Source organism: Streptomyces humicola, from assembly GCF_024436035.1.
Classification (GTDB): Bacteria; Actinomycetota; Actinomycetes; order Streptomycetales; family Streptomycetaceae; genus Streptantibioticus_B; species Streptantibioticus_B humicola.
This window is the reverse complement of sequence record NZ_JANFNG010000038.1, coordinates 1-22,234: the sequence shown is the minus strand read 5'-3', so window position 1 is coordinate 22,234 and position 22,234 is coordinate 1. Positions and strand designations below refer to the sequence as shown.

Sequence of the window (22,234 nt, the reverse complement as noted above, 5' to 3'; positions counted from 1 at the left end):
TACGGATCGTGCCCTGAGCGAAGCAGCTCGCGCTGCGGATGCGGTGAACACCGCCCACGCCTCCGACACCTCCGACACCGCCGACACCGCGGACCTCGCGAGCGCCGACACCGGCGCGCCACCCGCGGTGCCCGTCACCCCGCGGCCCGCCGGCGGTGTCGCAGGCGTGGGCGGCCTCGGCGGCGGCATGGGCCCCCACCGCCCCCTCGCGGTGCCGGACCTCGACTCCGACGCCGACGAGGTCAGCGAGGACGTGATCATCGCCGAGGCCGCCGAGGAGCTGCCGCAGGGCCGCTTCCTCGACCGGGAACGCAGCTGGCTCGCGTTCAACGAACGGGTGCTCGAACTCGCCGAGGACCCGGCCACCCCGCTCCTCGAACGCGCCAATTTCCTGGCGATCTTCGCCGGCAACCTGGACGAGTTCTTCATGGTGCGCGTCGCCGGCCTCAAGCGCCGCATCGCCACCGGCGTCGCCACCCGCTCCGCCTCCGGACTGCAGCCACGCGAGGTGCTCGACCTGATCTGGAGCCGGTCGCGGGAGCTCATGGCCCGGCACGCCGCCTGCTTCCAGAACGACGTCGCCCCCGCACTCGCCGCCGAGGGCATCGATGTCATCCGCTGGAACGAGCTGACGGAGAAGGAGCAGTCCCGCCTGTTCACCCTCTTCCGCCAGCGCATCTACCCGGTACTGACCCCGCTCGCGGTCGACCCAGCGCACCCCTTCCCGTACATCTCGGGGCTCTCGCTCAATCTCGCGGTCGTCGTGCGCAACCCCGTCAGCGGCCACCAGCACTTCGCCCGCGTCAAGGTCCCGCCGCTGCTCTCCCGCTTCCTCGAAGCCGGGCCGCAGCGCTACGTGCCCCTCGAGGACGTGATCGCCGCCCACCTCGAAGAGCTCTTCCCGGGCATGGACGTGCTCGCCCACCACACGTTCCGCGTCACCCGCAACGAGGATCTCGAGGTCGAGGAGGACGACGCCGAGAACCTCCTGCAGGCGCTGGAGAAGGAGCTGATGCGCCGCCGCTTCGGCCCGCCGGTGCGGCTCGAGGTCGAGGAGTCGATCGACCCGTACGTCCTCGACCTGCTCGTGCGCGAGCTGAAGGTCTCGGACGCCGAGGTCTACCCGCTGCCCGGGCCGCTCGACCTGACCGGGCTCTTCGGCATCGCCGGGCTGGACCGGCCGGATCTGAAGTACCCGAAGTTCGTCGCGGGCACGCACCGCGATCTCGCCGAGGTCGAGTCGGCCACGCCGCCCGACATCTTCGCCGCGCTGCGCGAACGCGACGTGCTGCTCCACCACCCCTACGACAGCTTCTCCACCTCCGTCCAGGCGTTCCTCGAACAGGCCGCAGCCGACCCCGACGTGCTCGCGATCAAGCAGACGCTCTACCGCACCTCTGGTAGCGAGACGGGCGACTCGCCGATCGTCGACGCCCTGATAGACGCGGCGGAGTCGGGCAAACAGGTGCTGGTGCTCGTCGAGATCAAGGCGCGCTTCGACGAGCAGGCGAACATCAAGTGGGCACGCAAACTGGAGGAATCGGGCTGCCACGTCGTGTACGGGCTGGTCGGGCTCAAGACCCACTCCAAACTGTCGCTGGTCGTACGGCAGGAGGGCGACACGCTGCGCCGCTACTCGCACGTGGGCACCGGGAACTACCACCCCAAGACCGCGCGGCTGTACGAGGACCTGGGGCTTCTGACCTCCGACCCGCAGGTCGGCGCGGACCTGTCGGACCTGTTCAACCGGCTCTCCGGCTACTCGCGCCGCGAGTCCTACCGCCGTCTGCTCGTCGCACCGCGCTCCCTGCGCGACGGTCTGATCTCCCGCATCAACAGGGAGATCGAGTACCACCGCGCCGGGCAACCCGCGTTCATCCGCATCAAGGTCAACTCGATGGTCGACGAGGCGATCATCGACGCGCTGTACCGGGCGGCGATGGCCGGTGTGCCGGTCGACATCTGGGTGCGCGGCATCTGCGCGCTGCGGCCCGGTGTGGCAGGCCTGTCGGAGAACATCCGGGTGCGCAGCATCCTCGGCCGGTTCCTGGAGCACTCGCGGATCTTCGTCTTCGGCAACGGCGGCGGGCCCGAAGTGTGGATCGGCAGCGCGGATATGATGCACCGTAACCTGGACCGCCGCATCGAGGCGATCGTCCGGGTCACCGATGCCGCGCACCGCGCGGCGCTCAACCGCCTGGTGGAGATCGGGGTTTCCGACGAGACCTCGTCCTGGCATCTCGGCCCGGACGGCAACTGGACCCGGCACAGCACCGACGCCGAGGGCCGCCCGCTGCGGAACGTACAGGAAATGCTCATCGACGCGCGGAGGCGCCGGCGTGGCCCAGCGACACCCTGACAGCCCGCTCGCACCGACTGCCCCGGGAGCGCACCTGCCCTCCGCCGACCGGACCGGTGGCGAGGTGCTCGCCGCATACCTGGGAGCGCACGCAGGCGAGTTCCTGCGCGCGCTGCGGCTGGGCGAGGAGGACGAGGCCTCCGCGGTGCAGCTGATGCGCGGCTCGGCGCGGCGGATCAGCGCGGCCCTGCATACGTACGAGCCGCTCGTCGAGGCGGTGTGGGCGGAGCGGCTGCGCGGCGAACTGGGTTGGCTCAACGCCACGTTGTCGCGCGAGCAGCAGTGCGCGGTGCACCTGGCGCGGCTGCGCTCGGCGCTCGCCCGCCTCACCTCCGATGAGGGCGGGGGCCAGGCGCGCTCCACGATGGCGGTCGGCGCGGCGCGCGCCGGGGCGCTGCTGGAGCGGCAGTTGACGCTGGTGCGGACCCGGGCGCACTCCTCCACGCTGCAGGCGTTCGGTTCCTCGCGCTTCCACGCCGTCGCCGACTCCGTCGCGCTGCTCGTCTCCGAGCTGCCCCTCACCACGGCGGCTGCGGCGCCCGCCCCGCGGGTGCTGACGCCGCTCGCCGAGGCCGCGCACCGGCGGCTCGTGGAGGCGGCCCAGGCGCTCCCGCTGGCGGTGGCCGCCCGCCCGTACAACGGGTACGCGCTGCGCACCGTGCTCGCCGAGTCGCCGGCCGACGCCGGTGCCGACGAGGCGCAGGACGCGCCCTGGCACCGCACCCGGGCGCTGGTGCGGCTCAGCCGCTATGCGCTGGAGGTTCTGGACGGCGCCGCCCCGCCGCCCGCCGGGTCACCGAACGCCGCACGGCTGCACGGCGCGGCACGCGCCCTCGATCGGCACCGGGAGGCGGCCGATGCCGCCGCCGCCGTGGCGGGCGCGGCGCGGACCCCCCGGATCACGCCGGCGACCGCGTATGCGCTGGGCGTGCTCCACACCGACCAGCGATCGGAGGTCGAGGCGGCGCGGTACGCGTTCAGCCACATGTGGCAGGGGATGGTCCCCGCGCCTGCGCCGGCGACGGCGCCGTGAGCCGACGCCATGGGAAGTCATAGGAAGCCGTAAGGAGCGTAAGGAGAGGCATGGCCGACCGGCAGACGGCGACCGGCACCTCGAAAACCATCCGCGCGGCCGGCGCGGTGGTCTGGCGCCGTTCGCCCTACGACGGGTCCGTGGAGATCGCCTTGATCCACCGCCCCCGGTACGACGACTACTCGCACCCAAAGGGCAAGGTGAAGCCGGGCGAGCCGTTCGCGCAGGCGGCGCTGCGCGAGGTGAGGGAGGAGACGGGCCTGGAGTGCGTGCTCGGCCCCGCGCTGCCCTCCTCGCACTACCTGGTGGCCGGCCGGCCCAAGGAGGTCCGCTACTGGGCGGCGCAGGCCGTTTCGGGTTCGTTCGTGCCCAACCGCGAGGTGGACCGCCTGGTGTGGCTGCCACCGTCCGAGGCCCGGCGGCGCCTGACGTACGACCGCGACCGGCCGCTCGTCGACGAGCTCATGCGGGCCCTGGGCACGCTCGGCAACATCACGTAACCGCTGCGTCCCCTCCCCTGGCTCGTACGACGGCCCGATGGCCGAGGTTCACCTTGCGTTCACCCTCTCCCGTCGGCCGCTTCACCTGATCTGCCTAATTTCGGCCGTACCGGTGAGCGCCGTGCCTTGCGCGGGCCCGCTGCCGGTTGAACACAGAACGAACACGGCAGTACCAACCCTCTGCTTCGCCGTCCGCCGGCGGGCTCCAGGAAGGAACACTCGAAGGTGAAGCTTCAGCGGAAGAGCGGGCTGCGCGCCCTGGCCGTCGGCGCCGCGGCCGTCTCCGGCGCCCTGGTCCTGACGGCCTGTGGCTCCAACAACAACACCCCGTCGTCAGGCAGCTCGACCAGTTCCGCCTCCGGCATCAAGTGCGACGGCAGCGGCCAACTGCTCGCCTCCGGCTCCACTGCGCAGCAGAACGCGATCAACCAGTGGCTCAAGAACTACATGCAGGCCTGCCCGAACACCCAGATCAACTACAAGGGCACCGGCTCGGGCGCCGGTATCACCGAGTTCCTGCAGGGCAGCACCGCTTTCGCCGGCTCCGACTCCCCGCTCAAGCCCGACGAGATCGAGAAGTCCAAGGCGGTCTGCAAGGGCGGCCAGGCGATCGACCTGCCCATGGTCGGCGGCCCGATCGCGGTCATCTACAACCTGCCCGGCGTGAAGAACCTGGTGCTCGACGCCCCGACGCTGGCGAAGATCTTCAACTCCCAGATCACCACCTGGAACGACCCGGCGATCAAGAAGCTCAACCCGAGCGCCAACCTCCCCTCGATGCCCATCCAGGCGTTCCACCGCACCGAGGACTCCGGCACCACCGACAACTTCACCAAGTACCTCAAGGCCGCTGCGCCCAGCGACTGGCCGTACTCCGGCGGCAAGTCCTGGCAGGCCAAGGGCGGCCAGTCCGCGCAGGGCTCGCAGGGCGTTTCCGCCGGGGTCAAGCAGACTCCTGGCGCGATCGCCTACGACGAGTTGTCGTACGCCACCTCCAACAACCTGCAGACGGCGGAGCTGGACACCGGTGCCTCCGCGCCGGTCGCGATCAGCACCGACGCCGCCTCCAAGGCGATCGCTGACGCGCAGATCGTCGGCACCAACGGCGACCTGGCGCTGAAGCTGAACTACGCCACCAAGGCCGAGGGCGCATGGCCAATCGTTCTCGTCACCAACGAGATCGTGTGCGACAAGGGCAACAAGCCCGCGACCCTGGCCGCGACGAAGTCGTTCCTGAACTACATCGTGTCCCCGGCAGCCCAGCAGCCGCTCTCCTCCCAGAGCTACGCACCGCTGCCCACCAACATCGCGGAGAAGGTCAAGTCCGCGATCGCAGCTATGTCCTGACCCTGCCCGCCACCGGGCCGGCCGGCCTTGTGAACGACCCCAATCCGCAAGGCCGGCCGCCCACTACCCATCCGGTGCACCGCCACTGGGCCCGCCAGCCCTGACAGACCGGAGCCATAAATGGACGCGACACCAACTGCAACGCTTCCCCCAGCCAAGGGTCAGCCACGTGCCGTCACCCGCCCCGGAGACCGCATATTCTTCGGTCTCACCCGCGGTTCCGGCATCCTCCTGCTGCTGGTCATGGCCGCCATCGCGGCCTTCCTCACCTTCCGCACCTTCAGCGCGGTCTCTCAGGACCACGGCAACTTCCTGACGACGTTCGAGTGGAACGCCGACGCCACCCCGCCGGTTTTCGGCATAGCCGTGCTCGCCTACGGCACGATCGTCAGCTCGATCATCGCGATGGTCATCGCCGTCCCGGTCGCGATCGGCATCGCCCTGTTCATCTCGCACTACGCTCCGCGACGACTCGCCGGGGCGCTGGCGTACGTGGTGGACCTGCTCGCCGCCGTGCCCAGCATCGTCTACGGCCTGTGGGGCGCCCTGTATCTCGTGCCGCGCATGCAGGGCCTGACCGCGTGGCTGAACGAGTACCTCGGCTGGACGGTCGTCTTCAAGCAGTCCAACCCCGGCACGGCCGCGCGGTCACTGTTCACCGTCGGCATCCTGCTCGCGATCATGATCCTGCCGATCATCACCAACGTGAGCCGCGAGGTCTTCCGGCAGGTGCCGAAGGCCCATGAGGAAGCCGCCCTGGCTCTCGGCGCGACCCGTTGGGAGGTCGTGCGCACCGCCGTCCTGCCGTTCGCGCGCTCCGGCATCATCAGCGCGTCGATGCTGGGCCTGGGCCGCGCGCTCGGCGAGACGATGGCGGTTGCGACCGTGCTGTCGTCCTCCCCGGTACTGACCGCGCACATCCTCGACCCGGCCGGCGGCACCTTCGCCCAGAACATCGCCTCCCACTTCGGCGAGGCCACGAACTTCGGCCGTGACGCCCTCATCGCCTCCGGACTCGTCTTGTTCGTCATCACTCTGCTGGTCAACGGCGCCGCGCGGCTGATCATCGCCCGCCGCAAGGAGTACTCGGGAGCCAACGCATGAGCGCCGTGACCCAGGACGCCCCGACTTCCCCGCAGTTGCACGCGGTGCTCACGCACCGGCGCCTGCCGCGCTGGGCACCGTTCGGCATCGCCGTGGGCGCGGTCGCCCTCGGCGCAGCCATCGGCCTCGGGGCCGGGCTCACCAGCCACGTCCAGTGGGGCCTGATCGCACTGGTCCTCTTCGTGATCGGCACCTACGCGATCACCGCACGTGTGGAGGGCCGCCGCCAGGCCCGGGACCGGGTCGCCACCAGCCTGGTGTGGGCGTGCTTCGTGGTCGCCGTGATCCCGCTCTACTCCCTGGTCGAGACGACGATCGCCGACGGTCTGAAGGTCCTCAACACCGACTTCCTCACCCACTCCATGGGCGGCATCATCCCCACGGAAGCCGGTGGCGGTGTCTACCACGCGATCATCGGCACCCTGGAGCAGGTCGGCCTCGCCTCGGTGATCGCCGTCCCGATCGGCATGCTCACCGCCATCTATCTGGTCGAGTACGGCCGCGGAAAGCTGGCGCAGGTCGTCACCTTCTTCGTCGACGTGATGACCGGCATCCCGTCGATCGTCTCCGGCCTGTTCATCCTGTCCTTCTGGATCATCATCCTGGGCTTCGGCTACTCCGGCTTCGCCGGCTCGCTCGCACTCGCGATCCTGATGGTGCCGGTGGTCGTCCGCTCGACGGAGGAAATGCTCAAGCTGGTCCCGAACGAGCTGCGCGAATCCGCCCTTGCGCTCGGTGTGCCGAAGTGGCGCACGATCCTCAGGGTCGTGCTGCCCACGTCGATCGGTGGCATCCTGACCGGTGTCATGCTGGCCGTAGCACGTATCGCGGGCGAAACCGCTCCGGTGCTGTTGCTGGTCTTCGGCAACCAGCTGATCAACAACAATCCGTTCAGTGGCGCCCAGTCCTCGTTGCCGTTCTACGTGTTCGAGCAGTACTCCCTCGGCAACCAGTACGCCTACGACCGGGCTTGGGCGGCCGCGCTGGTGCTGATCGCCTTCGTCATGATCCTGAACCTGGTGGCCCGCGGCATCGCCCGATGGAAGGCCCCCAAGACCACGGGCCGCTGACGGCCTGCGAACCAGAAGAGAAGTGATTCACATGGCCAAGCGCATCGACGTCAGCGGCCTCACCGCCTACTACGGGAACCACAAGGCCATCGACGACATCTCGATGACCGTGGAGCCGCGTTCCGTGACCGCCTTCATCGGCCCGTCCGGCTGCGGCAAGTCGACCTTCCTGCGCACCTTGAACCGCATGCACGAGGTCACGCCCGGCGGCCGGGTCGAGGGCAAGGTGATGCTGGACGACGAGAACCTCTACGGGGCCGGGGTCGACCCGGTCGCCGTCCGCCGCACCGTCGGCATGGTCTTCCAGCGGCCCAACCCGTTCCCCACGATGTCCATCTACGACAACGTGGCGGCCGGGCTGCGGCTCAACGGCACCAAGAAGAAGCGGGATCTCGACGCCGTCGTGGAGAAGTCGCTCAGGGGCGCGAACCTGTGGAACGAGGTCAAGGACCGCCTGAACAAGCCCGGCGCGGGCCTGTCCGGCGGCCAGCAGCAGCGGCTGTGCATCGCGCGGGCGATAGCCGTCGAACCGCAGGTGCTGCTGATGGACGAGCCGTGCTCGGCGCTCGACCCGATCTCGACCCTGGCGATCGAAGACCTGATCGGCGAGTTGAAGGAGCAGTTCACGATCGTCATCGTGACCCACAACATGCAGCAGGCGGCGCGCGTCTCCGACCGCACCGCGTTCTTCAACCTGGCCCACGTGGGCGAGTCGGGCAGGCTCATCGAGATCGACGACACCGAGCGGATCTTCTCGAACCCGTCCGTGCAGGCCACGGAGGACTACATCTCCGGACGGTTCGGCTGAGATCCGGCCATTAGCCGCCGACGCGGTGCTGCATGGCGGTGCCACCGCGTAGGCGCGGGCCCGTCCCCTCACCCAGGGGACGGGCCCTTACTTTTACGAGGCGTTACGAGGTGTTGCGAGGTGTTACGAGGTGCTGTGCGGCCGGCGTCAGCCGACGGCGAAGTTCACCACCACGAACATCAGCGCGGCCACGGCGGCGGCCGCCGGCATGGTGATGATCCAGCCGAGCACGATGTTCTTGGCGACGCCCCAGCGCACCGCCTTGGGCCGCTTCGTCGCGCCCACGCCCATGATCGACGCCGTGATCAAGTGGGTCGTGGAGATCGGCGCCGTGAAGATGTAGGAGGTCAGGTAGAGGATCGTCGCCGACGTCGTCTCGGCGGCGAAGCCCTGCGGCGGCTCCAGGTCGATGATTCGGCGCCCGAGGGTCCGCATGACGCGCCAGCCGCCCGCGTACGTACCGAATGACATCATCACCGCGGCCGCGATCTTGACCCAGATCGGAATGCCGCTGCCGCGCTGCACTCCGGCGATGGTGAGCGCCATCACCACCACACCCATCGTCTTCTGGGCGTCCTGCAGGCCGTGGCCCAGCGCCATGCCCGCCGCAGAGACGGTCTGGGCCGCCCGGAACCCGCGCTTGGTCTTGCGCGGGTTGGCCCTGCGGAACAGCCACAGGATGGCGACCATCGCCAGGTAGCCGACGATCAGGCCGACCACCGGGGAGAGCACCATCGGGATCACGATCTTGTCCAGCACCCCGTTCCAGTGCACCGTGCTGGACCCGGCGAGCGCGGCGCCGACCAGGCCGCCGAACAGGGCATGGCTCGACGACGACGGCAGCCCGAAGTACCAGGTGACCAGGTTCCAGGTGATCGCGCCGATCAGAGCGGCGAAGAGGATGGTCATCCCCTTGCTGCCGGTCGGCGTGGCGATCAGCCCCTTGCTGACCGTCTGGGCGACGCCGCTGCCCAGGAATGCGCCTGCCATGTTCATCAGCGCGGACATCAGCAGCGCTGCCTTGGGCGTCAGCGCCCGCGTGGAGATGGACGTGGCAATCGCGTTGGCGGAGTCGTGAAAGCCGTTGGTGTAGGTGAAGAAGAATGCGACGCCGATCGTGACGACTAGCGCGAAGGTGCCCACGTGTTTCAGGACTCCTTGACCGCGATGGTCTCGACCGTATTCGCCACGTGTTCGAACGCGTCCGCTGCCTCTTCGAGGACGTCCACGATCTGCTTGAGCTTGAGCACGTCCATGGCTTCGTACTTGCCGTTGAACAGGTGCGCGAGGAGCTTGCGGTGGATCTGGTCGGCCTGGTTCTCCAGCCGGTTGACCTCGATCCAGTACTCGGTGAGGTTCTGCATCGTGCGCAGGTTCGGCATGGCCTCCGCGGTCAGCTCCGCGGCCCGCGCCAGCACCTCGATCTGCTGCTCGACGCCCTTCGGCAGCTCTTCGATCTGGTAGAGGACGACCAGGTCAACGGCTTCCTCCATGTAGTCCATGATGTCGTCGAGCGAGCCGGCGAGATTGTAGATGTCGTGCCGGTCGAACGGCGTGATGAACGAGGAGTTCAGCTGGTGGAAGATCGCGTGTGTCGCGTCGTCCCCGGCGTGTTCGGCTGCGCGCATCCGATCAGCGATCTCGGAGCGTGCGGATGAGTCCGCCCCGAGCAATTCCATCAGGAGCTTCGAACCGGTGACGATGTTGTCCGCGGAGGCGGCGAACATGTCGTAGAAGCTCGTCTCCCTGGGGGTCAGACGAAGGCGCACGGGGAGTCCTCGGGGTGCTCTGGATTCGGTCTCGATGATGCTAGGTGCATCGTCCGGCCACTGCGAACCGGCGTTCCCCCAGTGTCGCCCATGGGGCAGAGTGCTCGATACAGGTGGGTCGCACCCAAGGCCGATTCGGCTAGGATATACCCGCAGGGGGTATATCGGGCCGAGCTCCATGAAACGGGTGGAACGCCCGGGAATGGCCGGACCCTCGGGAAACGGGCGGACGGAGGACACGATGACGACGGTCGGCGACCAGACGGCCGGGACGCCACAGGCTCCGGCGCCGCACGGCCCGTACGGCTACAGCAAGCAGAAGGATCAGCATCTGAAGCGGCTGCGCCGCATCGAGGGCCAGATCCGCGGCCTGCAGCGCATGGTCGAGGAGGACGTCTACTGCATCGACATCCTCACCCAGGTCTCCGCCGGCACCAAGGCGCTGCAGTCCTTCGCCCTGCAGCTACTGGAGGAGCACCTGCGGCACTGCGTGGCGGACGCGGCACTCCAGGGCGGCCCCGAGGCCAACGACAAGGTCGCCGAGGCGACGGCGGCGATCGCGCGCCTGCTGCGCACGTAGCGGCGGCTGCGCACGTAGCGGCGGCTGTGGGTCCGGTCAGCCCGCCGGGTCAGCGCGTCCGGTCAGCGCCCGCGTGCCGCCCCTGGGGTGGCACGCGGGCGCCGTGGTCCACCTTGAGCACCTCGTCGATACGGGCGGGGCTGAGCCGCGCGTCGTCGTCCACCGCCGATGCCGCGATCATCAGCTCCGAGCACAGCTCGATCTCGGCGAGGGCCACGTGGTCCTGATGGTCCGTTGCGTGCGGACCACACGACGACGCCACGTGCACCACCTCCTCGTCCGAGCCCCAGGCCGGGAATTCCAGACTAGGGACGGACACAGGTGCGGCGCATGGCACGTACGGACCATTTCGGCCGGCCACCCTCGGCCGGATCGTTCTTTCCCGAATAGATATCCGCATTATCCGGGCTTTGCCACGGCGGCGGTCCCGTTGTCCGGGTATCGCCGGTAGCGTTGTTCGCGTGCTCAACCTAGAAGCCGACGCACCGGAATCCGACGCCGACCAGGGCATCGAGCCCATCCACCACTACACCACCGTCACGGAATGGGGTTCTTTCGCGACCGCCCACTGCTGCTGCGGCTGGCACGGCCCGGCGCGCAGGGCCCGCGACCGAGCACGCCTGGACGCATCCGAGCACGCGGACGCCGACACCACCTGAGCCGACCGATCCGACCGATCCGACCGATCCGACCGAGAGGAAGGCTCGGCGCCTGACGCCTTACCGCTCGCGACTCCCGGGAACCGCCGCCCGCCTCTTGTGCATCCCTGCCATCGGACACACATCCGACGCACAGGAATCCACGAGAGGCGGCCCGCATGGCCGACCGGCGAACCGTACTGCGCGGCAGCGCCGCCCTCGCCACCGGCGCATGGCTGACCGGTTGCGCAAGTACCGACCAACAGCCCGACGCCCCGCGGCTCACCACGACCGCGCAAGCCCGCACCGTACGCCCGGGCACCGACTGGAACGCGCTCGCCCGCGGCCTGCACGGCCCCCTCATACGCCCGGGCGACGCCCGCTACGACATCGCCCGCCGCCTGTACAACACCCGCTTCGACGGCCTGCGTCCGGCGGCCGTCGCCTATGTCGCAGGCACCGCCGACATCACCGAGTGCCTCGCCTTCGCCCGCCGCAGCGGCATCCCCGTATCCGTCCGCAACGGCGGCCACTCCTACGCCGGTTGGTCCTCGGGCACCGGGCGCCTCGTCATCGACGTCTCCAACCTCGCCGCCGTCACCACCTCCACCGGCAGCGCGACGATCGGCGCAGGCGCCAAACTCATTGACGTCTACAACACCCTCGGCGCACGCGGCGTGACGATCCCCGCCGGCTCGTGCCCCACCGTCGGCGTATCCGGACTCGCCCTCGGCGGCGGCCACGGCGTCGCCGCGCGTGCCTACGGACTCACCTGCGACAACCTCACCGGCGCCACCCTCGTCACCGCCGACGGCCGGACCGTCACCGCCGACGCCCGCACCAACCCCGATCTGTTCTGGGGGCTTCGCGGCGCCGGATGCGGCAACTTCGGCGTCGTGACCGAGCTGCGCTTCCGCACCCACCCCGCACCCGACTGCGTCACCGCCTACGTCACCCTCCCCTGGTCCACAGCGGCCGCGGCGATCGGCGCATGGCAGGCGTGGGGGCCGTCGCAGCGGGACGAGATCTGGTCCTCGCTCCACCTGGACTGCGCGACGGGCGGCGCGCCCTCGCTCTCCGTCGCCGCCTTCTCGCTGGGCTCGTACGACGACCTAGCGAGCGCCGTCGACCAGCTGGTCTTCCGCATCGGCGGGCGCGCCACCTCCGTCTCGCTGCGCCGCCACACCTACCTGGAGGCGATGAACGCCTACGCGGGCTGCACCGACCGCTCACCCACCCAATGCCATCTGCCCGGCACCACGCCGGGCCGCACCCCCACCGGCCGGCTCGCCCGCGAGACCTACACCGCGCGCTCCGACTTCTACGCCCGCTCGCTCCCGGCGTCCGGGGCCGCCGCCCTCGTCGCCGGGGTGGAGCGGCTGCGTTCGGCCGGCGGCGGGGGCGCGGGCAGCGTCGCCCTGACGGCGCTGGGCGGCGCGGTGAACAGGGTCGCGCCGACCGCCACCGCGTTCGTCCACCGCGGCTCGCGCTTCCTCGCCCAGTACATCGCCTCCGGCGCGCTGAGCAACGGCTCGTGGCTGAACGGCCTCTACGCGGCGATGCGCCCCTACGCATCGGGCGAGGCGTACCAGAACTACACCGACCCGGCGCTCACCGACTGGCGCCGGGCCTACTACGGCGCCGCTGCCGGCCGCCTGACGCAGCTGAAGCACCAGTGGGACCCGGAGCGGCTCTTCGACTTCCCCCAGGCTCTCTAGGTCTTATGCCGCCAAGTCCTTCTCGCGCATCGACGGCTCGGGCCGCTGCCGTGGCTCACCTCGTACCCCCGCGGCGGCGAGCCGCTTGCCGGACCGTACGAGAAAGCGCGCGCGGCTGCGTACCACGGCCTTCGTCATCGGCACGAGCAGCATCATGGCGAGCGGCGCGAGCAGCAACGTCGTCGCCATGCCCAGGGCGTAGCCGCCGGCCACATCGGTCGGATACTGCACCCCCATGAAGACCCGTGTGAAGCCTTCGAGCAGCGCAAGCCCGAGCGCGGCAAGACCTGCCCTGCGGTTGACCATGTAGAGCCCGACGGCGACGGCCATCGTCAGCGTCGCCCGGGTGCTCGGGAACGAATAGCCCGTCGGGCCGTGGACGTTGAGCAGCACATCGAGGTTCTCGTTATCCACGAACGGCATCGGCCGCTGGACCAGCCCGCTGATCGGCCCGTTCAACGACAGCGCGATCACGGCGGCGAGCACCGCCCACACCACCCCGGCCACCGCCGTCGGCGCGCTCTCGCCCTGCCGCCTGGCCACCCGCCACCAGCACCACAGCACCAGCAGCGCCATCCCCGCGATCAGTCCGTACTGGCCGAGGAAGACCAGCGTACGGTCGAGCCAGCCCGGAGCGGCCCTGGCGACATCGTTGATGTTGTAGAGCAAGCCGGTATCGGGGTTGGCGCCATCGAACGCGAGCTCAGCCATCCAGTGCACCCCTTAGCCATTCGAGCCGTTCGCCCGGACCGCCACGTTCCCATTCCATTGAACGGTCCACAGGGCGAGAAAGGTTCAGTCCTTACCGGATGATCACCAGGAAGTTACCGAAGGGAGACCCCACGCGGCACGCCGAGGTCATTGGTTGACCGACAGTCACCGTGAGCCCGGCGCCCGCGAGCCAGTCACCGCGAGCCGGGCAGCGCCGTGGGCAGTGCTGCGGCGCCCGCCTGCGTCACCCGGGTCGCACCGATGTAGTCCGGCTCGTCGATCGGGTCGAAGCGGATCGTCGCCCCTGTGTGCGGAGCGTCGATCATGTACCCGCCTCCGACATAAATCCCGACATGGTGGATGGACCGCGGATCGTTCAGATCAGTGGCGAAGAACACCAGGTCACCGGGGAGCAGTTCACTGCGCGAGGGATGCGGTCCCGCGTTCCACTGGTCGTTGGCGACACGCGGCAGCTGGATGCCGACCGACGCGTACGCGGCCTGGGTCAGCCCCGAGCAGTCGAACCGACCGCCCTCGGCGGCCGTGCCCGTACCACCCCAGAGATATGGCGTGCCCAGCTTGGACTGCGCGTAGTAGATGGCGCCGGCCGCCTGCTCCGAGACCGCAAGCGCCCCGACGGGGGCGGAGAAGCTCTGCGCGAGGGTGCGGATCGACTTGACGTAGTTCTGCGTCTCGCCGAACGGCGGCACACCATGCGCCTGAATGACCGCGTAGACGCCCGCGTTGTAGGCGGCGAGCATGTTGTCGGTGGTGTCGCCGGGCACGCTGCTGACGTCCTTGGCCAGTTCGCAGTCGTAGGCCGCTGCCGACGGGATCGCGTCCGCCGGGTCCCACACATTCGCGGTGCCGTCGCCGCTCGCGTCGAGGCCGTAAGTGGCCCAGGTGCCGGGCATGAACTGCGCTATCCCCTGCGCCCCCGCCGAGCTTTGGGCAGAGGGGTTCCAGCCGCTCTCCTGGTACAGCTGGGCCGCCAGGAGCGGCGGGCTTATCGCGGAGCACATGGTGCCCCACCGCTGCACCAGCGACTGGTACGCGGCGGGCACCGTGCCCGGTGCGAGCCCGACGGCCGCCTGCGTGCTCCCGAAGAGCGAAGCCGCCGCCGAGTACGTACCGATGACGAGCAGCGCGAGGAACGAGAAGCACACCCCGGCGACGACGGTGACGGCGAGCCAGGCCTTGCGAGTGGTCGTCCCGCCCATCCCCGCCCAACCCCTCCCTGACCGCCGGGCCGACCGTCTGCCCGACCGCGGATCATTGCTCTGAGCTCATGCCCGTGATACACACGGTGATGTCCGGCGCCCCAGCGGACACCGGCCATGCGCACCAGTGTGGACGCTACGTCGTGGATCACACGCGGAATCCGCCGATAAAGTCGCTGAGTCGACATACACCAGCGGCAACGTCGGCCAATATAGAGTCTGGACCCTTGCGCCCCTGCAAGGGTCCCAACTGATCATGCGGGGCGGTGAGTTATCCATGTTCCTGGCAGCCTCGAAGGGCGACATCAACACCATCATCGGTGGAATCGCACCCAATTGGGGGCCCTTCGGCAACCTCGGGAACGAGGCACGGGTAATGGTCGAGGTGGTGATGGCGACAGCCATCCTGCTCTGCCTGGCCATCGCCATCTGGGGCGCGGCCAAGCAGCGGATCGGCGCGACGGCGCTACGCGATACCTTCAGTGCCGAGCAGGGCAAGGGCCTGATCATCGCGGGGCTGACCGGCGTGTTCATCATCGGTTCGCTCGGCACCCTGTTCACCATCGTGTACGGGATGGCGGTCTGAGCCCGGCCACACCCCCAACTCACCTCTCTTCCCAGCCGCCCCATCACCCATCGCCTATCACCTATATCGAGGGCCCGTCCCAGGCCCGCCACCCTCACCAAGGCTGCGTGCTGATGCCCACTCACCCGAGCCACCTCGAACCGGACGGCGACCCCGACGGCACGACGCGCACCCGCCTGCCCGAAGGCGACCCGTCTGCGCGCCGACCACCGGTCCGTACCTCGCGGTCGCTGGTGACGGTCGTCGGCGTCGTGGTCCTGCTCATCGCGGCGCTGGCGTTCGCCACGAGAGGCGGATCCGGATCCCCCGGCTCCGCCGACAGCGGCGACACGGGCACGGGCGCCAAGGCCCCCGACGCGACGGCAACGGCCCCGACGGGCCAACGCCCGGTCACCGGCCAGACGACCGGCATCGCCACCGGCTTCCCCCACACCGGCGAGGGCGCACAGTCGGCGGCGGCTAACTACGCGGTGGCGCTCGTATCCGCCAATATCCTGAAGCCCGACCAACGGCACCAGATAGTCCAGCAGTTGTTCACACCTGACACCACCAGTGCCCTGCAGGCGAAGCTGGACGCCGCGTACAACACGAACTTCCTCGCCAAGCTCGGGCTTGACCCGAACGGCGACGCGCCACAAGGTCAGACCTACATCTCGCGCACCGTGCCGATCGGCACGACAACGTCCGCATACAGCGGTGACACCGCCACCGTGCAGGTATGGTGCACCGGCCTCTACGGCACCGCCGGTGTCGGTTCGACCAAGCCGGTCACCAGCGACTGGTTCACCATGACCCTGGGCCTGAGGTGGACGGAGAACGACTGGAAGGTCGACAGTTTCTCCCAGGCGAGCGGCCCGGCTCCCATCGCAGGTGACAACACCGCGTCCAGCGCCGACGACATCACAAAGGCCGTCGAGCAGTACGGAGGCTTCACTTATGCCAGGTAGCCGTCGCCACGCGTTCTCGCTTGCCACCGTGCTGATCGGGGTCCAGACCACCGCCGTCCTTCTCGCATCCCGAGCCGTAGCGGCTCCGTCGCCCAGCCCGAGCTCAACCAAGGACTCGTGCAGCCTCATCGTGGGCCCTGCCCAGGCGTACTGCGAACGCGGCAACACCGGCGGCGGCAGCGGCGTCACCACCCCGACCACCACCGGCCTGCCCTCCGCGCTCGACCCGCTCGATTCGCTCGCCAAGGGCTGCGCCACCGCCGCCGCCTACATCATCGGCAAGCTCTCCAGCGCCATCACCTCCACCACCCAGGTCGACTTCACCAACACCACGTTCCTCCGCCAGTACGCCGTCGTCTTCGCCGCCTCCACGATCCTCACCCTCGTGCTGTGGCTGCTGGCCGTCGCCAAACGTGCCGTGCGGGGCGTGCCGCTCACCGAAGCGCTCACCGAAGCCGTCGGGTTCCTCTGGCTGACCGTTCTCGCCTCCGCGTTCACCCCGCTCATCCTGTACACCGTCGTCTCCGCCGTCGACGCGGTCACGCAAGTCCTCGGCACCAGTACGGGCGCGCACACGGACATGTTCTTCGGCGCGTTCTCCGACGCCCTCAAGAAGGGCAACGACATCGGCGGCGGCCCGATCATGCTGATCGTCGTCTCGCTCGTCTCCGTGCTCGCCGCAGGCGTGCTCTGGCTGGAACTCGTCATCCGTGCCGCACTCCTCTACGTCGGGGCGCTGCTCGGCACCGCCGTCTACGCAGGCCTTGTCGACAAGAACATGTGGCACCACGTGCGCCGTTGGGCCGGGATCATGTTGGCCGTGATCCTCGTCAAGCCGGTGATCGTCATCGTGCTCGGGCTCGCGGGCGCGCTCTCCGGTTCCGGCGGGCCCAGTTCGTTCTCCGCCGTCGTCTCCGGCCTCGCGATCATCTTCCTCGCCATCTTCGCCAGCGCGATGATCTACCGCTTCGTCCCGGGCTTCGGCGACGACGTCGTGAAACTGCGCGGCGACCACAAGGCAGCGGGCTCCCCCGGCGCCGCTCTCATCTCCTCGCCCGCCGCCCTCGTCAAACAGGGCATCAAGACCCACAGCGCACGCGGCCCGCAAGAACAGGCCAACGGCAGCGGCAGCAGCGGCGATCGGCCCGCCGGCGCCGTCAGCGGTGGCATCGCCGCCCACAGCTCGCGCGGTGGCACCGCGCCCACCCCGAAGTCCCCTCCGGCACCCACCCCCGCACCCGCCACTCCCGCCCCGCGCACGTCGAACGTCAGTAACCGAGGGACCCGAGGGGACCGGACATGACCACCCAGCCGATCGCCCAGCGCCGTACGTATCTCATCGGCAAGGCCCGGCCCAATGCCATCGTCGGCAGGAACCGCGAAACCGGTGAGATCGCGCTCATCGTCGCCGGTGCCGGTCTCGGCATGGGCTGCGGGCTGCTCATCCCGTTCCTGCCGTTGCGCATCGCCGGCCTCGTCGGCTTCCCGCTCCTCGCCTTCGCCGCCGTCTTCATGCCGTACCGGCACCGCACCTTCTACCGCTGGTTCGAGATCAACCGCACCTATCGCCGCACCCTGCGCGCCGGTGCCGCCTACCGCTCCGGCGCCGCGGAGGCCGGGACCCGCCTCGACGGACGCGAGGTCGAGGTCGGCCCGCCGCCCGGCATCGGCCGGATCACCTGGCTCTCCGCGCCCTTCGGCCCGGACGAGATCGCCGTCCTCCTCCACCTCGACCACAGGACCGCCACCGCCGCCATCGAGATCGAAGGACCCGGCGTGGGCCTGCGCGACAGCGAGGACCAAGAGGCCCTGGTGGAGCGTTTCGGCACGCTGCTGAAGCACGTCGCCAACGGCGACGGCTTCGTCACCCGCCTGCAGATGCTCGCCCGCACCCTGCCCGCCGACCCCGACGCCCACGCCAAGGACGTCGAACGACGCGGCGACCCGAAATCCCCGCAGTGGCTGCGCAGCTCGTACGACCAGCTGCAGTCGATGGTCTCCACCTCGTCCGAGCAGCACCGCGCCTACCTCGTCGCATGCATGCACTACTCCCGCGAACTCGCCGCCGAGGCCACCGCCATGGCGCGCGCCACCGGCCACAGCCGCGACGAGGGCCTCGCCGTCGTCATGGCCCGCGAGCTGAACGACATCTGCGCGCGCCTCACCGAGGCGGACATCCGCGTCCGCCAGCCACTCGGCCAGGCCCGCCTCGCCTCGCTCGTGCACTCCATGTACGACCCGGACCACCCCATAGACCACATCCAGGCCATGACGCGCCGCAACGCCTGGCCGGCCGAGCTCGACGCCACCGAGCCGACCTACCTGCAGGCGAAGACGCGCGAGTCGTCGACGCGCGCGCCGTGGTGCCACGCCACCGCGTGGATCAAGGAGTGGCCGCTGACCCCCGTGGGCGTCAACTTCCTCGCTCCGCTACTCGTCCACACCCCGGACGTCATCCGTACCGTCGCTGTCTGCATGGACCTCGAGCCAACCGATGTCGCGATCGAACGCATGTTGACCGAGAAGACCAACGACGACGCAGAGGCGAGCCGCGCGGCGAAGATGAACCGCGTCGTCGACCCGCGGGACGTCGCCCACCACAGCCGCGTTGACCAGCGCGGCGAGGACCTCGCCGCCGGCGCCGCAGGCGTCAACCTCGTCGGTTACATCACGGTCTCCGCGCGCTCCCCCGAGGCGCTCGCCCGCGACAAACGCACCATCCGCGCCTCCGCGGGCAAAAGCTACCTCAAACTGGAGTGGTGCGATCGCGAACATCACCGGGCGTTCGTCAACACCCTGCCCTTCGCGACCGGCATCCGCCGCTGAGGAGGCTGCGCCATGGCCATGCTGGATCCGCTCTCCGCCCTCACCGATGCCTTCACCAGCTTCCTCTTCGGCAAGGTCGAGACGACGCGCCTGCCCGTCCGCACCTCCACCGGTCAGGCCCAGGCCGTCTATCTGCCCACTGCCGCGCCCGGTTTGGGCGACTCCGGCGTGATCATCGGCCGGGAGGTGTACTCCGGAAAGGGCTACATCTACGACCCGTTCCAGCTCTACGGTCAACAACTCCCCGCCCCGCACTGGCTGGTGCTCGGCGAGTCCGGCAACGGCAAGTCCGCGCTGGAGAAGACGTACGTCCTGCGCCAGCTCCGCTTCCGCGACCGCCAGGTCGTCGTTCTCGACGCGCAGGGCGAGGACGGCGTCGGTGAATGGAACCTCATCGCCGAGCAGCTCGGGATAACCCCGATCCGCCTCGACCCGATGTCGGCCCTCGACGGCGGCATCAAGCTCAACCCACTCGACCCGGCCATCACCACGACCGGTCAGCTCGCTCTACTTCGAACGATCATCGAAGTCGCCATGGGTCGCGGTCTGGACGAACGATCAGGTTTCGCGCTCAAAGTCGCTCATGCGTACGTGAACGACACGATCACCGACCGCCAGCCGATCCTCACCGACATCGTCGAACGCCTCCGCCATCCGGTGAAGGAATCCGCGGAGTCGATGAACGTCGACATAGAGGACGTCCGCGCCTGGGGCCTGGACGTCGCCCTCGTCCTCGACCGTCTCGTCGACGGCGACCTGCGCGGTATGTTCGACGGCCCAACGACCGCCGGGATCGATCTCGACGCACCGCTGATCGTTTTCGATCTTTCGCACATCGATCGCAATTCGATCGCGATGCCGATCCTCATGGCGATCGTCGGTGTCTGGCTCGAACACACCTGGATCAGGCCGGATCGCGTCAAGCGCATCTTCCTCGTCGAAGAGGCCTGGCACATCATCAACAGCCCCTTCGTCGCCCAGCTCTTCCAACGGCTGCTGAAGTTCGGCCGGCGGCTCGGCCTCTCCTTCGTCGCCGTCGTCCACCATCTCTCGGACGTCGTCGACGGCGCCGCCGCGAAGGAGGCCGCGGCAATCCTGAAAATGGCCTCGACACGGACCATCTACGCCCAGAAGGCCGACGAGGCACGCGCAACGGGACGCGTGCTCGGCTTGCCGCGCTGGGCGGTGGAGATCATCCCGACCCTCACCCCCGGCATCGCGGTCTGGGACGTCAACGGCAATGTGCAGGTCGTCAAGCATCTGATCACGGAGACGGAACGCCCGCTCGTTTACACCGACCGTGCGATGACCGAAGGTTCGCAGACGACGATCAGCAAGGAGCGTACGGAGGCCGAGGTGTCACTGACGAAGCAGCTCACCGACGACGTGGTGGCGTAGCAATGGTCATGGACCCACGCAGCGGCCAGGGCGGCCCGTCGTGGTCCCCTCGCCGTGGCGGTTGGTGGAGCCGCGGCGAAGGCGGCATCCCGGACGGGCTGCTGGTGGCCCTCATCTGCTTCCTCCTCGGCATCACCGTCCTGTCGTGGACAGCCACTGGCCTCGCCGGCCTGCTCGCGAACGGCCACTGGCCGCACGATCTCCACTTCACCAACACCCCGGAGGCGATGCGCCAACTCCTCAGCAACCCCAAGGACATGTCGGCCGCATGGCAAGGCGTCCCGGCGACCGACCTGCCACGGCCCGGCCTCTTCTGGGGCGTCCTCCTCGGCCAGCTGATGGTGCTGATCGTCCTTGGCGTCTTCGCTATCGGAACGCTCACCCGCCTGCGTGCGGTACGGGCCGCCGCGCGCCAACCGGGGAACGGCCGAACTCGTTCGGCTGCGCGAACGGAGCCGTCGCCGCAAGCGCACCCCCCCGTAGCGGAGGGCAGGCCTGCGGCGCCACAGCCGGCGCCGGGCCTCCCCGAAGCCCCCCAGGTCCCGCAAGCCCCGCAGACCGTTGCTCTTCCCGAACCCCGGACCCAATCCCAACTCACCGGCTCTCATGTGCTCTTCGCCGGGCCGCGCAGCGACAAGGGCAAGCGCATCATTCAGCCCGCTGTCCTGGACAGCGAAGGCCCAGTCGTCGTCACCTGCGCCGACGCCACCACCTGGGAACAGACGGTCGGCAACCGCTCCAAGCTCGGCCCAGTGCACATCTTCGACCCCGAGCACCTGCTCGACACCCCCGACCGGCTGCGTTGGGCCCCGCACAGCGGCTGCGACGCCCCAGAGGTGGCGGCGGGCCGCGCCCGTGCCCTCCTTGCGCCGTTGCGTACCCACGACGTCACAACCAACGACGCCGCCGCCACCCTGCTGCGGTGCTGGCTGCACGCTGCCGCCGTGGACGGTCTGCCGTTCCGTCAACTGCATCGCTGGGCCGCGGGAACGGGGATCGGCGATGCCGTGCGCGTCCTGCGCACCGCGCGTGACGCCGCCTCAGGATGGAGTGGCGAGCTCGAAGCCACACTGCACGCGCATCCCGAACGCCGCGACGATGCTCAGGAGTTGATCCAGAAGGCGCTGTCGGGACTCAACTCGATCCACATCAGGGACGCGTGCAACCCGGGTCGTTCCGATGCCCTCGATCTGGAATCGTTTATAAACGACCGGGGAACGCTATATGTAGTCGGCACGTCGCGGGAGGACCCGCGGACCGACCCAGGTGCGATGCCGCTGCTCACCGCACTTGTCTCCAGCGTGGTCGAGCACGGCCGGCGCATGGCCGCAGGGTCATCCCCCGGTCGGCTCGACCCACCACTCACTTGCGTCCTCGACGACGTCGCCTCGATCGCCCCGATCCCTGAGCTCCCCGTGCTGATGGCCGATGGACCAGGCATGGGCATCCCGGTGCTGGCCGTCCTCCGCTCCGAGGAACAGGCACGTCACCGCTGGCCGGCCCGCGAGGCCCAGAACATCTGGCAGGCCGCCAAGACCCGTCTGACGGTGGACGATTGACGACGCCAACGCGAAGAAGCCCTTCCTGGGGATCACTCCCCAGGAAGGGCTTCTTTCTCAA

21 protein-coding genes are annotated in these 22,234 nt (G+C 69.2%); 16 read left to right on the top strand and 5 right to left on the bottom strand.

The genetic code is table 11. The features are described 5' to 3' along the window. Positions 1-187 precede the first annotated feature (187 nt). From NGB36_RS29620 to pstB, 7 genes are all read left to right on the top strand, one after another. Entirely contained in the window at positions 188-2,359 is a 2,172-nt protein-coding gene (locus NGB36_RS29620) for an RNA degradosome polyphosphate kinase (RefSeq protein ID WP_255923705.1), read from the top strand. Next, entirely contained in the window at positions 2,340-3,392 is a 1,053-nt protein-coding gene (locus NGB36_RS29615; RefSeq protein WP_255923659.1) for a CHAD domain-containing protein, read from the top strand. Before NGB36_RS29620 ends, NGB36_RS29615 begins: the two co-directional genes overlap by 20 nt. 50 nt (positions 3,393-3,442) lie before the next feature. Next, positions 3,443-3,892, top strand: coding sequence for an NUDIX hydrolase (locus tag NGB36_RS29610; RefSeq protein WP_255923658.1), 450 nt, complete (start codon positions 3,443-3,445; stop codon positions 3,890-3,892). 225 nt (positions 3,893-4,117) lie between these two features. Continuing rightward, positions 4,118-5,239, top strand: a complete 1,122-nt coding sequence (gene pstS, locus NGB36_RS29605) for a phosphate ABC transporter substrate-binding protein PstS (protein ID WP_255923657.1) — start codon at positions 4,118-4,120, stop codon at positions 5,237-5,239. Positions 5,240-5,359: 120 nt separating this feature from the next. Beyond that, complete coding sequence (gene pstC, locus NGB36_RS29600; protein WP_255923656.1) at positions 5,360-6,343, top strand: phosphate ABC transporter permease subunit PstC; 984 nt, start codon at positions 5,360-5,362, stop codon at positions 6,341-6,343. Beyond that, positions 6,340-7,413 carry a phosphate ABC transporter permease PstA gene (gene pstA, locus NGB36_RS29595; RefSeq protein WP_255923655.1) on the top strand — a complete coding sequence of 358 codons (1,074 nt, stop codon included), beginning with the start codon at positions 6,340-6,342 and terminating at the stop codon, positions 7,411-7,413. Before pstC ends, pstA begins: the two co-directional genes overlap by 4 nt. A 31-nt stretch (positions 7,414-7,444) precedes the next feature. Further along, on the top strand, positions 7,445-8,221 hold the full coding sequence (gene pstB, locus NGB36_RS29590) for a phosphate ABC transporter ATP-binding protein PstB (protein ID WP_255923654.1): 777 nt from the start codon (positions 7,445-7,447) through the stop codon (positions 8,219-8,221). Positions 8,222-8,368: 147 nt separating this feature from the next. Here pstB and NGB36_RS29585 read toward each other — a convergent pair whose 3' ends face one another. Together NGB36_RS29585 and NGB36_RS29580 are read right to left on the bottom strand one after the other, a co-directional pair. Further along, entirely contained in the window at positions 8,369-9,364 is a 996-nt protein-coding gene (locus NGB36_RS29585) for an inorganic phosphate transporter (protein ID WP_255923653.1), read from the bottom strand. A gap of 5 nt (positions 9,365-9,369) precedes the next feature. Continuing rightward, entirely contained in the window at positions 9,370-9,990 is a 621-nt protein-coding gene (locus tag NGB36_RS29580) for a DUF47 domain-containing protein (protein ID WP_255923651.1), read from the bottom strand. A 241-nt stretch (positions 9,991-10,231) separates the two neighbouring features. Between NGB36_RS29580 and NGB36_RS29575 the strand changes: the two genes are divergently transcribed. Beyond that, positions 10,232-10,570 carry a metal-sensitive transcriptional regulator gene (locus NGB36_RS29575; RefSeq protein WP_255923650.1) on the top strand — a complete coding sequence of 113 codons (339 nt, stop codon included), beginning with the start codon at positions 10,232-10,234 and terminating at the stop codon, positions 10,568-10,570. Positions 10,571-10,619: 49 nt separating this feature from the next. Here NGB36_RS29575 and NGB36_RS29570 read toward each other — a convergent pair whose 3' ends face one another. Beyond that, positions 10,620-10,841 (bottom strand): hypothetical protein, encoded by a 222-nt coding sequence (locus NGB36_RS29570; RefSeq protein ID WP_372509564.1) that lies wholly within the window; start codon positions 10,839-10,841, stop codon positions 10,620-10,622. 190 nt (positions 10,842-11,031) lie between these two features. Between NGB36_RS29570 and NGB36_RS29565 the strand changes: the two genes are divergently transcribed. Together NGB36_RS29565 and NGB36_RS29560 are read left to right on the top strand one after the other, a co-directional pair. Further along, positions 11,032-11,229, top strand: coding sequence for a hypothetical protein (locus NGB36_RS29565; RefSeq protein WP_255923707.1), 198 nt, complete (start codon positions 11,032-11,034; stop codon positions 11,227-11,229). Positions 11,230-11,387: 158 nt separating this feature from the next. Further along, the gene (locus NGB36_RS29560; RefSeq protein WP_255923649.1) at positions 11,388-12,926 is read left to right on the top strand and encodes an FAD-binding oxidoreductase; all 1,539 of its coding nucleotides are present in this window, start codon (positions 11,388-11,390) and stop codon (positions 12,924-12,926) included. A gap of 3 nt (positions 12,927-12,929) precedes the next feature. Here NGB36_RS29560 and NGB36_RS29555 read toward each other — a convergent pair whose 3' ends face one another. Both NGB36_RS29555 and NGB36_RS29550 read right to left on the bottom strand, forming a co-directional pair. Next, the gene (locus NGB36_RS29555; RefSeq protein ID WP_255923648.1) at positions 12,930-13,637 is read right to left on the bottom strand and encodes a phosphatase PAP2 family protein; all 708 of its coding nucleotides are present in this window, start codon (positions 13,635-13,637) and stop codon (positions 12,930-12,932) included. Between the two features lie 194 nt (positions 13,638-13,831). Continuing rightward, positions 13,832-14,857: a C40 family peptidase gene (locus tag NGB36_RS29550; protein ID WP_255923647.1), complete on the bottom strand. Its 1,026-nt coding sequence runs from the start codon at positions 14,855-14,857 to the stop codon at positions 13,832-13,834. 277 nt (positions 14,858-15,134) lie between these two features. Here NGB36_RS29550 and NGB36_RS29545 point away from each other — a divergent pair, with 277 nt between their 5' ends. The 6 genes from NGB36_RS29545 to NGB36_RS29520 all read left to right on the top strand — a co-directional run bounded on the left by NGB36_RS29545 (position 15,135) and on the right by NGB36_RS29520 (position 22,173). Beyond that, positions 15,135-15,443 (top strand): DUF8827 family protein, encoded by a 309-nt coding sequence (locus tag NGB36_RS29545; RefSeq protein WP_255923646.1) that lies wholly within the window; start codon positions 15,135-15,137, stop codon positions 15,441-15,443. A gap of 113 nt (positions 15,444-15,556) precedes the next feature. Continuing rightward, on the top strand, positions 15,557-16,390 hold the full coding sequence (locus tag NGB36_RS29540; RefSeq protein WP_255923645.1) for a DUF8175 domain-containg protein: 834 nt from the start codon (positions 15,557-15,559) through the stop codon (positions 16,388-16,390). After that, positions 16,380-17,693: a hypothetical protein gene (locus NGB36_RS29535; RefSeq protein WP_255923644.1), complete on the top strand. Its 1,314-nt coding sequence runs from the start codon at positions 16,380-16,382 to the stop codon at positions 17,691-17,693. Before NGB36_RS29540 ends, NGB36_RS29535 begins: the two co-directional genes overlap by 11 nt. Further along, positions 17,690-19,216 (top strand): SCO6880 family protein, encoded by a 1,527-nt coding sequence (locus NGB36_RS29530; protein ID WP_255923643.1) that lies wholly within the window; start codon positions 17,690-17,692, stop codon positions 19,214-19,216. The genes NGB36_RS29535 and NGB36_RS29530 overlap by 4 nt, the downstream gene beginning before the upstream one ends. An 18-nt stretch (positions 19,217-19,234) precedes the next feature. Continuing rightward, on the top strand, positions 19,235-20,614 hold the full coding sequence (locus NGB36_RS29525; protein WP_255923703.1) for an ATP-binding protein: 1,380 nt from the start codon (positions 19,235-19,237) through the stop codon (positions 20,612-20,614). A gap of 8 nt (positions 20,615-20,622) precedes the next feature. Further along, on the top strand, positions 20,623-22,173 hold the full coding sequence (locus NGB36_RS29520) for a type IV secretory system conjugative DNA transfer family protein (RefSeq protein ID WP_255923702.1): 1,551 nt from the start codon (positions 20,623-20,625) through the stop codon (positions 22,171-22,173). The last annotated feature ends 61 nt before the right edge of the window (positions 22,174-22,234 follow it).